Genomic DNA, 11,395 nt, shown 5'->3' with positions numbered 1-11,395 from the left:
TTCCGCCCGAACGACTCTCGTTGGGTGTGACCCGACCCAACCTGACGGTTCGCCTGACACCACGCAAGCCTCAGTAGGCTGTGTTGCATGAGCCGCGACAAGCAGAACATCTGCGTGGTAGGTGGAGCGGGGCACGCCGCCCTGCCGCGTAGAAATCACCGAGAGTCACCTGCGCCTCGACATGCCCTTGTTCGGCCGCCCGGCGATACCACCGCGCCGCCTCAGCATCGTCCTTAGCTACGCCCTCACCCGCAACGTAGAGACCACCGAGGGTCATCTGTGCGTCGACCGACCCCTGCTCAGCCGCCCTTTGATACCTTCGAGCCGCATCCACCGCTGCCTGTATGGCCGCGAGCTCTGCGTGTGCGCGCACCGTGGGGAGATTTTGATTGGTGATTGCCTCTAACACCGGGTCTTGCGGCGCACCGCTCGGCGTACTTGAAACGGCGAGCCAGTAGGCCAAAGATGATGCCAGTACGATGGCAAAGACGAGGTAAGTTTCTTGACGACCGGTCATCGCATCCCTCAAACGTCAACGATACTACTGGAGACCTAGAGTTTACCGCTGACCAGGGGCTGGTTCAACGCGATTGGGGGCACTGCTAAGACCAAGGTTCCAGACTTGGTTAGAAAGCACACGTGCAATAAAGTGGGTTAGATGAGCGATTCTCCAAAGACGGCTTCAGACTATTTCGGTTCGATGGGCTTCGAGTACGACTCCCTGATTCATCGCTCCGTACCTCGCTATGATCAAATGATCCAAACATTAATTGATTATTTACCCAAGCAGCCACGAACTGCGCTTGAACTTGGGTGCGGTTCTGGAGGGTTATCGTTGCCGCTCGTCAGGCATGCGCCCGATTGTGCCTTCACCTTTGTTGATGCGGCACAGAAGATGGTGGAGTTGACTCGGATACGCCTACAAGAAGCATTTCCGGATGTGGCCCATCGCGCGACGTTCGTGACAGAATGGTTTGAGGATTACAGGATGGGGCTCGGGCAATTCGATTTGGTCGTGTCTTCTTTTAGTCTTCATCACGTTGAAGATAAGGCGACGTTGTTTCGTCGCGTGCGCGAGTCGATAAAATCCGGAGGCACTTTTCGATTTGCTGATCAACTCAGCGGTGGTACCGATGTGAACGATACCCTGATGTGGAAGAGTTTGCTCGATTTCATGCAAGCACCAGGAAACTGTACGGAAACAGAGGTTCAAAGCATGATGGACCACTCGAAGGCCCACGACCACCACACGCCTCTGGCCGTTCACTTCAAATTACTACAGGACGCCGGGTTCGTTGGAATAGATTGTGTTTGGCGAGATGCAATGTGGACGGTCATTACAGCTGATGTTGCATAACTACTAGGGAGTGTGCGCATGTCTTGCTCATCATTTACATCGTCATTAATGGTCAAGAAGTTAAACGGGACTCTTCTGGCAGTCCTCGTCGTGGTGGGGAGCGTGTTCGCTGTGCCCGTTCCACTTGGTGCTCAGTCGCCTCCACCAGAGGATATGCTTCATGTCACGGTCGACCCGGCGTTGTTCAACAGTCTCGAGTATCGTCAACTTGATTTCTCGCGCGGCGGACGGTCGACGGCGGTGACCGGTGTCCGAGGGCTGCCCCTTGTCTACTATTTCGGGTCGACCGGTGGTGGCGTGTGGAAGACGGCCGACGCTGGCCAGTCGTGGGAACCCGTTTCCGATGGGGCGTTTGAGGCTGGGTCGGTCGGGGCGATCGCCGTTGCGGAATCCGATGTGAATGTCATCTACGTCGGGACCGGTTCGGCCTGCCCCCGTGGCAATGCGTCACCCGGCGTCGGGATGTACCGTTCGAGGGACGCTGGTAAGACGTGGCGGCACGCTGGTCTGCCCGAGGCCGGTCAGATCGGGAAAATCCGGGTACATCCGACGAACCATGATTTGGTATACGTTGCGGTGCTTGGCAACCTCTTCGGTCCAAGTGAGGCCCGCGGTGTCTTCCGGTCGAAGGACGGTGGAGAGTCGTGGGAGCACGTCCTGTCGGTGAGTGACCAGACGGGTACCGTCGATCTGTCGATGGACCCATCAAATCCTCGAGTGCTTTACGCTGGCATGTGGGCGGCGCGGCGCACTCCTTGGACGATCGACAGCGGCAGTACGGACGGCGGGGTCTACAAAACGACCGACGGTGGTGACACTTGGGTCCGGCTCGAGGGCGGGCTACCAACACACGGCATGATGGGAAAGACGGCAGTGGCAGTATCCCCAGCGAACCCAGATCGGGTCTGGGCACTTATCGAGGCAGCCGACGGTCAAGGCGGAATGTATCGTTCGGATGACGCAGGTGACACTTGGCAGCGCATTAATCGCGAGCGAATGTTATTGCAGCGTGCTTGGTATTACATTCACATCTACGCCGATCCGAACGATTCAGATACGGTTTACGCACTCAATACTGCGCTTTATAAGTCTACGGATGGTGGCCGCACTTATGAACGGATCAACGTGCCGCATGGGGACAACCATGACTTGTGGATAAATCCCGATGATTCGGCGGTGATGATCAATGCGAACGATGGCGGCGCGAACGTGTCGTTCACCGGTGGGCAGGCTTGGTCGACTCAGACGAATCAACCGACCGCCGAAATCTACCGCGTCACAGTCGACGATCAGTTTCCGTACCGCGTCTACGGCGCCCAGCAGGACAACAGCACCGTGTCGGTCTCGAGCTGGGGCTCCGGCAACTTCTATTCGGTGGGTGGCGGCGAGAGCGGGCACATCGCAGTGGACCCGAGAGACCAGGATATTGTTTTTGCTGGGAGCTACGGCGGCACCATTACCCGGATGAACGTTCGCACGCGAATTCGCGAGAATATCCGGGCCTATCCGGATTCGCAGACCGGTCAGCGCGCGGCTGACATGACCTACCGGTTCCAGTGGAACGCACCGATCCGGATCTCCCCGCACGATCCGGATGTTGTCTATCACACCTCACAGGTCGTGCATCGTACGCGCGATCGGGGACACCGCTGGGAGGTCATCAGTCCAGATCTGACCCGTAACGATGTGACGAAGCAAGGCTATTCTGGTGGTCGTGGTATTACACGTGACAATACCGGTGTCGAGGTCTATGGCACGATCTTCGCGTTCGAAGAGTCGCCACATGCGGCTGGATTGTTGTGGGCCGGTTCGGACGACGGGCGCATCCACCTCTCCCGGGATGGCGGTGACAGGTGGACCGAAATTACGCCGCCGGGGATGCCAGAATTTGGCGTCGTCAATGTGATTGATCTGTCGGCTCATGATGCGGGACGAGCGCACGTGGCCGTCTATCGTTATCGCCAGGACGACTTTACGCCTTACATCTTTCAGACGAACGACTACGGCACCACTTGGGTGCGCCTCACCGATGGGGTAAACGGTATTCCGGCCGATCAGTTCGTGCGCGTCGTGCGGGAGGACCCGGAGCGCCGTGGCCTGCTCTATGCCGGCGGCGAGTTCGGGCTCTACGTTTCCTTCGATAACGGTGCGAACTGGCAACTGTTGCAACTGAACTTGCCGGTGACGCCGGTGACCGACCTAGCGGTGCATCGGGGCAACCTCGTTGTTGCGACCCAGGGACGCGCCTTCTGGGTGCTTGACGATCTTGCCTTGCTCCGGCAGCTCGAGCCCGGTGCCTCAGTCGACCGTACGCACCTGTTTAAGCCGGCCGATGCGTACCGCAGTGGTGTCGGTCCAGCGTCCATCTTTCTGTATCTGGACGAGACGCCAGACGGTGAGGTGGCGATCGACATCCTCGATGGCGCAGGGCAAGTGGTGCGCAGTTACATGGGTCGGGCCGAAGGCGGGGAAGCTGACGACGGGCTAGGCGCTGTGACGTTGAGCACCGGCTTGAATAGGGTGTCGTGGAATGCACGCTATGAATCACTGTTCAAGATTCCGGAGGGGATCGTCATGTGGGGCCAGTCCCAGGGTGCGCCGCGCGTCGTGCCGGGCCGGTATCAAGTGCGGGCGACGGTTGGTGACTGGAGCGACACGCAGTCGTTTGAGGTGCGGGGCGACCCTCGCTTGGAGACGACGCAGGCGGAGTACTTGGAGCAACTGGACCTGGCGCAGGCGGTGGGGCTTCGCATCGCCGGTCTCTACGCAGAGTTGCATCGACTGCGTGAGGTTAAGTCGCAGGCAACCGAAATTGGCGAGCGGGTGGAGCGGGCCGGCTACGGTGATGATGTAAGTGCTGCCGCTGTGGTGTTGAGTGAGCAGCTCACAGCGATAGAGAGCGAGTTGACCCAACTAGAGGGTGAAGGGGGTCAGGACGCTCTCAATTTTCCAGGCCGGCTGGATAATCAATTCGTCGCACTCTACAACAGCGTAGCCGAGGCCGACCGGCGTCCCTCCGCCGGAGTCCAGGAGCGGTTTGCGGATATTCAGCCCGGTCTTGCGGAGCTGCTCGAACAGGTTGAGGTGACGCTGGCCACGGAATTGCCCCGATTCAACGAGTTAGTGCGAAGCAAGGGCGTGTCAGCCATCATCGTCAGTCAGGAGGCGGACGCGCGGCGGTAGTCGACCGCCCGTCGAGTGACTACAACAGCGTCTTGGGCAGACGGGCTGCTGAGCTGCGATGGAGCCGTCGTCCAGTCGTCGACGTAACTCAGCAGCTGTCTCAGGTTTCAAGCGCGCCGTCACTCGATAGATCATGCTTCCCTCGCCGACGGACTTCAGCGTGCCAACGGGTCGGGTCGCAACTGAAATTTCACGACCTTGCTCGTGGTGCCTTTCCCACCTTCAAGGTGGAACGGTGTTCGGCTACTGTAGGTCGCCCAGAGCCCCTTCCCTTTCCAACCGGCATTCGGGTCATCAATCCGACCATCCATCCACTTGGTATAAAACCCAAGCGGGTAAGGAACCCGCATAACAACCCATTCCCCGTCCTTCAGGGCCAGTAGCCCTTCAGACCCATTCCCCGTATTGATCGGCACGTTTGCACCCAAGCCCAACGTATCAAACTGGTCCACCCACGTGTAGTAACTCGACTCGGCACTTCCTGAATCCGCCAACCCTTTGAGTTGCGGCAGCGGCTCTGGATAAAGAGTCCATCCTTCCGGGCAGTGTTGACCAGTCGCGACGGGACCATTGAGCGGTTCCGTACACTTACTACGGTCGAAACTGGCCATATGCCCGCTGGCAAGGGGAGTCCACGCAACACCGTTGCGGTCGATGTCCATGCCGCGCGGTGAGTAACCCTGGACCGGCACGTCTGGGTTATTCCATGGGGGCATGTAGACTTCTATGAGTGCAGTCGCTGCCGGGTCAGGGCCAGGGTCAAGTCGTAAAATGGCCCCTGGAAATCCCAACGAGGAGCCCCAAATTGTGCCGTCAATCGGACTTACCGCAACGCCGTAGTAGCCAGAACGGACGCGCGTATCCTTGCTGGGATCAGATGCTTCATCGGACTCCACATAGGCGTCTCGTTTGCCATTCCCATTGGTGTCAAGAACGAGTGCTGTCCAACCTTGCGCCTGCTGCTCATCACCAGTCTCGTCGAACATCTTCGTATTTAACCAACCGATCACCTGGCCACCACCACTCGTCCATAGCGTGTGATCATCATCCTCGGCAAACACCAAGTGGTGCGTGCTGAAGCACGTACTGATGAGCGAGTATTCCTCCGTTTCCGGATCGTACATCGCGAGATGTCGGCCGGAACCCGTGACTGGGAACTGCTTCGCCGAAGGATGGTCCGAGCCGTCCCGACAGAAAGCGGGATTTTCCCTCGGGCGGACTCGTGAAGTGAGCCAGAGTCTTCCCCGATGGTCGAGCATCGGGTTATGTGCATTGGCGCGACTCGTCCAGATTGCTTCGTCACCCCAGTAGGGTGATGCCTGTAGTGGTGGACCCGAAGCCACGGGCGTATCCGGGTCTCGGACCGGCAGGGTCACTTGACTCGACGCGTGCTCGACAGGGTTCAGGATTGGCACGTAATCCGCACTGAATTCCAAGGCGCCATAAATGGGACCGTTCGCGTTCACGGTGGGGTCCCGTTTGTCGGTGGACACCTCGTCGTGCAGGTAAGCCTTCGGGTCAGCCCAGTCCCACTGCGTAATCACGATATTGCGCTCCACACCTTGCGGGCGGCGTGGTGCCTCAGGCACTTCGCCAGCCGCAATCCGATCAGTCCAGTCGGCGAAAATCTCGAGGGTTCGTCGCCGTCCCATTCGATTGAGCCCGTTGCTCATACTCCCACCCGCCTGACCAGATTCGATGCGTCGGTCCCACGCAGCCACCGAAGACTCAAAGTCGCCGAGTTCCTCGGGGATCTCACGTATAGGCTGATTACCCAACTGGTGACATGCCATGCAGCCACCAGATTTCAAATTTCGCAACCATTCAGCTCGACTTGCCATGTTTGGCGAGAGACCGTTTCCCTCGGGTCCTGTACCTGGGAACTCCTCTTCGCCTGGTACTTGGAGCAATGAGAACCAGTAGCCAGCCGGATAGTAATGCGCCGCGGAATGCGGGTCGGGTGCCGGTACGGCGTCCAGATGTTGAATGGCACCGGGAGCCACCTGGACTTTGGGCGAATCAACCAGACCATATCCACGAACCCACACGGTGTAGTTCGCACTCGGCAGGTCCGGAATAACGTAACGCCCGTCAGCGTCCGTGACAACAATCTTGTTGAGCCTAGTCGGCAGGTCGGTGGTTTCTGCGATGACCCAAACACCAGCTTCGGGTCCATTTGGACCACTCACAATTCCGCCGATGTCATCGTTATCAATCTGAATCGCGTTGTCAGGTTGTTGACAGCCACTCATTCCTGCAAGCAACACTGCGATGAAGCACGCGGTACTCACATCCACGATTCTTGGCGGTTCTGTTGTCCTCGTCATGTGCCTTGCTCCCTTCCCTAGCTACCTGTCGCCGCTCACTCACACTCTTTGATTTGGCAATTTAGGACTCGCGTTTTTGATCTATTTCGACCGGTCTACACGAAACCAAGCGCTGACGTCTCTGAAAACATCATGGACTGAGTCGTCTTCAGCACTCAAGGGGCGACAGGTCATAGTGTTCCTCCAACGCCGCCGACGATTGTAATGGGTGGCTAGAGTTTACCGCTGACTGGGCCGCAGGTTCAACGCGGTTGGAAGGGCTCAAGAAACAGGTAAAATGGGGGAACTATGATGACAACAAAGGTCGGACCACTCGGAGTGTGTGTTTGCAGCGTGATAACACTGTTCGCCGTCAGCGGGTCAAACACCGCTTGGGCAGGACAACAGGATTGGGTGCAGCTTGCGGTCCATAACTTTGGTGAACCGATCAACACGATGTGGGACGAGGGTGAGCTCACGTTTGCCGACGATGGCACGATGGTCTACTGCAGTGCCCGAGCAGATTTGGACGCAGCGGCTGGCGATCCGAAGGACCTGTACATTGCGACCTTCAATCAAGAGACCGGGAGTTGGAATGAACCTGTCAACATGGGTGAACCAGTCAACGCGCCGCCCGCGACTGACGTGGATCCACTGCGCAAGGGCGATGATCGCGAACCCTGGATCACCGGTGATGGACAGACCATCTATTTCAAGTCCGACCGAACGGCCACCACAACACCTCGCAATAACAATGATCTATTCGTAACCCACCTCGTCAATGGCGTCTGGTCCACACCGGAACTGTTGCCCGCGCCCATCAGCACCGACGAAGGAAATGAACACTGCCCTATGCTGCTGCAAGATGGACAAAGTCTGTGTTTTGCGTCGGCGCGAGCTGGTGGGTATGGCCAATCCGATATCTGGTGCGCCCAGCAGGACGCCACTGGCACCTGGCAAGACCCCGTGAATCAAGGACCGAACATTAATACCGCCGCAAACGAGTTCCATTTTACGCAAGATGCCACTGGGGTCGTGTACTTCACGTCGAACCGACCGGGCGGCTTTGGCGGATTGGACCTGTATAGCGCAGAACAACTCGGACCAAATACGTGGGCTCCCGCGGTGAACCTCGGACCACGAGTCAACACGTCTTCGGCCGACATGTGCCCGGCGTTACCACCGGGTGGGGGCACACTGACGTGGTTTTCGGATCGATCGGACAGCAGTTTTGGGGCATTCGATATTTTCTGGACTAACAAAACCAATCTAACGACCACACCGTAACTCGTATCAATTAATGGTGGTGCCAGCCGGATCGCGGTCGGGCGTCAAACTGCCATTTGGTCGCTTATACACAATTCTGCCATGTAATTCGTCTGCCGCAGAAATCCCGTAGCCGCCATCCATATAGTTTCCCATGATGCTATCCGGAAACTGCTCTCTGCCGCTTGGATGGCCATAGCCTAACGAATGGGCTAACTCGTGCGTCACAATACCGAGGTTTTCCGCGGCACGCCATCCGTGGACAAGAGTGGTGGTTTCATTTGATGGTAGCCTAGCGCGGAGCGGCTGGCAGTTCAACACAGCAATCGAGCGGTCTCTGATGCATAATTGTGCGAGGGCCGTGACTGTATGAGCTTTGCTTCGCGGAATCGGCAGTCCCAGTAAGCACGATTATGAAGGGTTGACCCATGCGACACTCAATAGTGATAGCCGTTTCACTCGTAGCGATTTGGAGCATTCCGTCTTGCAGTGGCCAAGCACCAGAACCAACAACATCCAGCACGGTTGATGTTCATTTTCGGCCAGTTCAACCCGAACTCTTTAAGGATAGTGGTGCCCTCACGGATGCTTGGGCTGACATTGACGGTGACGGTGACCCCGACCGATTCGTTGGTTTTAACGGTGCTGCTAGTCGCCTATATCGCAATGACCGTGGAAATGGCTACGTTGATATTGCGATTGAGATGGGGCTCAATGTTACCCGCAGCGTCCGAACAGCCGCTTGGGGTGACTTCGACAATGATGGGGACCCTGATTTGCTGCTCGGGTTCGCAGGAGAAGCGCCCGTCACAGCCCTTTATCGTAACGATAGAAACACCGGCTTCACAAACGTGGCCGGGCTGGTTGGATTGGAGTTGCCAGAGGGGACCACTCGACAGGCGTCATGGGTAGACTATGACGCTGATGGAGACCTCGATCTTTTCCTCGCTTTAAGGGACCGAGCTAATCGGCTGTTCCGGAACGATGCTAGCGAGAGCTTTACTGACATCACTCTAGAAAGTGGTATCGGTGATGTTCGGCGTACCGTTGGGGCGGTCTGGTTCGACACCGATCAAGACGGAGACCTGGACTTAGTCACTGCTAACATGGATGGGGATGCAAACGGCCATTGGCAAAATAACGGCGGAAAATTCACAGACACCGCAGCCGGACAGCCTATGGAAGCCGGGGGACGGATGCTCGGAGACCCATCGCAAGGAAGCGTACGGGTGTGCGCCGCCGATGTGAACACGGACGGCTGGTTCGACCTTTCTTTTGCGAACTACGGTCCGAACGCTCTCTTGTATGCGTCGGGCCCAAGCGCTTGGGCTGACACCAGCGGTGCTCCAAACCTTGCGATTGATGCACGTTACGACACCTGCGCATGGGGAGATTTTGACAACGATGGCGGCTTGGATTTGTATGTAAACGGTACCGTCACGGGCGGCACTCAATACCGTGATTGGCTTTATCACCAGGAAGAAAATACGACGTTCGTGGACGTCACCCCATCCGAATTGCTGCAGTTAAACGCGAGCCACGGAGCCACTTGGGTTGACTTCGACCTGGACGGCGACCTCGACCTAGCCCTCACAGGCGCCGCCGAAGACGCGATGCACTATCTCATGGAGAACCTACTCCCTAGAGTCTCCGGACGCCAATCGCTGCAAGTCCGAGTATTAGACGCCGAAGGCCACGCCACCCGTCCGGGTACGGAAGTTAGGGTATACACTGCGGGCACCGATCAACTACTAGGAACGCGCTTGGTCGACACGGGCTCGAGCTATGACGCACAATCTGACCTGCCGCTCCATTTTGGTCTGAGGAATGGGAATCCGGTGGATGTGGCGGTAACAGTCGTGGGAGCCGGCAAGCGACATACCGGGACGGTCGCAAACATCTCCCCCGTAATGTTCAGTGGCTCCATTCTCACGTTGCGTATCGACGAGTCTGGACGCATTGTTGACTAGTATTGCCAAGAAATACGAGGATCGTAAACATCATTCTTCAATAAACATAAGGAACGGACAATATGGAAAGACGAGAATTCCTCGCATCAACGACATTAGGAGCGGTCGGTTTGAGCTCAGTAGATCTTTCTCTAGCTGCCTCACGACCCGACACATCCTCACAATCCAGCAACCGAAAGATTTTGATTGCTGGTGGAGGCTACGGCACATCTTTCATCCGCTACATGGCGTCTCTCACCGGTAAGGAGCGACCAAAGCTCTGTTATTTACCGACCGCGTCGGCTGATCGAGAGTCGGGAATCGTCAGATGGTATGCCAACTGTGCACCATTAAATGTCATTCCATCAGTACAGGTTAGCTTCATCAACAGCAACCGTATGAATCAAACGTTTGCAGAGGTTCTGCTGTCGGTGGATGGCATCGTTGTCTCAGGCGGCAATACGCTAAACCAGCAGGTGATCTGGAAGGCCCACGGAATCGATGAGGTCCTTCGAGAGGCCTGGGACCGTGGGATCGTGCTTGGTGGCGCAAGCGCCGGGTCCCTTTGTTGGTTCGAAGAAGGCACGACAGATTCCCGACCCAAGGAACTGACCGTGGTTAAATGTCTCGGGTTCCTTAAAGGAAGCCATTCCCCTCACTATGACGGTGAAGCAAATCGCCGACCGACTTACCACCGTATGATCAAGTCAGGTGAAATGAAACCTGGATATGCCTGCGACAACAACGCAGGAATCTATTTTGAGGACAATGAGGTTGCGAGAGTCGTACACACCAGAGCGGAGGCCAAGGTCTACTACGTGAGTCTCCAAGGAGAAGAGGTTGTCGAGAGAGAACTCGAAGCAGAAATGATCGAGTAAGTGAATGACCAGCAGGTGCGAAACCGGGAAACCTATACGGCAGGTTACCCTGGCAGTCTTTGGCTCGAGGCCGTGAACAGTCTCTCTCCGCTGTTGGCCAGAACCACATACCTGGTGCTCGCAGTATCGCTTCCGTCCCGAGCGCGACTCCCTCGCACTGTAACGACGTCACCAATGCTCATCGTGCTCCGTGTCCACCCGGCCCTTACGAGTTGATTTGGACTACCCATTTCCATGGCCCAGTTCGTAACGGTACCCTCATCGTCCTCTACGACCACAAAGAACCAGACGTGAGGATTGAGCCATTCAATTTTCTGGACCGCCCCCGTCACTTCGACCGGAGCATTAGCATCAAACTCAGCAGAAAAGGAATGATGGGCAACCACTGGCACGGTGGCCAGCAGCAGTCCGACACAAGCGACGATCGTGAACCCTCTGGTTTTCATGTGTAACCCC

9 protein-coding genes are annotated in these 11,395 nt (G+C 57.0%); 5 read left to right on the top strand and 4 right to left on the bottom strand.

Features of this window, described 5'->3' with window-relative positions:
- Positions 1 to 70: 70 nt before the first annotated feature.
- The gene (locus QGH09_07040) at positions 71 to 517 is read right to left on the bottom strand and encodes a tetratricopeptide repeat protein (protein HJO17936.1); all 447 of its coding nucleotides are present in this window, start codon (positions 515 to 517) and stop codon (positions 71 to 73) included.
- A gap of 141 nt (positions 518 to 658) precedes the next feature.
- On the opposite strand from QGH09_07040, the gene QGH09_07035 reads away from it, so the two are divergent.
- Together QGH09_07035 and QGH09_07030 are read left to right on the top strand one after the other, a co-directional pair.
- A complete protein-coding gene (locus tag QGH09_07035; GenBank protein HJO17935.1) occupies positions 659 to 1,357 on the top strand; it encodes a class I SAM-dependent methyltransferase in 699 nt (232 codons plus the stop codon).
- Positions 1,358 to 1,375: 18 nt separating this feature from the next.
- Positions 1,376 to 4,540 (top strand): hypothetical protein, encoded by a 3,165-nt coding sequence (locus QGH09_07030; protein HJO17934.1) that lies wholly within the window; start codon positions 1,376 to 1,378, stop codon positions 4,538 to 4,540.
- Positions 4,541 to 4,695: 155 nt separating this feature from the next.
- Here the strand turns inward: QGH09_07030 and QGH09_07025 are convergent, their stop codons facing one another.
- On the bottom strand, positions 4,696 to 6,867 hold the full coding sequence (locus QGH09_07025; GenBank protein ID HJO17933.1) for a carboxypeptidase-like regulatory domain-containing protein: 2,172 nt from the start codon (positions 6,865 to 6,867) through the stop codon (positions 4,696 to 4,698).
- Between the two features lie 288 nt (positions 6,868 to 7,155).
- Here QGH09_07025 and QGH09_07020 point away from each other — a divergent pair, with 288 nt between their 5' ends.
- Complete coding sequence (locus tag QGH09_07020; GenBank protein ID HJO17932.1) at positions 7,156 to 8,133, top strand: hypothetical protein; 978 nt, start codon at positions 7,156 to 7,158, stop codon at positions 8,131 to 8,133.
- A 6-nt stretch (positions 8,134 to 8,139) separates the two neighbouring features.
- On the opposite strand, the gene QGH09_07015 is transcribed toward QGH09_07020, so the two are convergent.
- Entirely contained in the window at positions 8,140 to 8,433 is a 294-nt protein-coding gene (locus QGH09_07015; protein ID HJO17931.1) for a hypothetical protein, read from the bottom strand.
- A gap of 107 nt (positions 8,434 to 8,540) precedes the next feature.
- Between QGH09_07015 and QGH09_07010 the strand changes: the two genes are divergently transcribed.
- Both QGH09_07010 and QGH09_07005 read left to right on the top strand, forming a co-directional pair.
- Positions 8,541 to 10,082, top strand: coding sequence for a VCBS repeat-containing protein (locus QGH09_07010; GenBank protein HJO17930.1), 1,542 nt, complete (start codon positions 8,541 to 8,543; stop codon positions 10,080 to 10,082).
- A gap of 62 nt (positions 10,083 to 10,144) precedes the next feature.
- Entirely contained in the window at positions 10,145 to 10,939 is a 795-nt protein-coding gene (locus tag QGH09_07005) for a peptidase E (protein ID HJO17929.1), read from the top strand.
- Positions 10,940 to 10,983: 44 nt separating this feature from the next.
- On the opposite strand, the gene QGH09_07000 is transcribed toward QGH09_07005, so the two are convergent.
- Positions 10,984 to 11,395 (bottom strand): DUF6152 family protein (locus QGH09_07000; GenBank protein ID HJO17928.1); only part of this gene is annotated, 412 nt, incomplete at its 5' end.

This window comes from Vicinamibacterales bacterium (genome assembly GCA_036012125.1).
Taxonomy (GTDB): Bacteria; Acidobacteriota; Vicinamibacteria; order Vicinamibacterales; family UBA823; genus UBA11600.
Note: the sequence above shows the minus strand (reverse complement) of the source record. Positions and strands in the feature narration are given on the sequence as shown.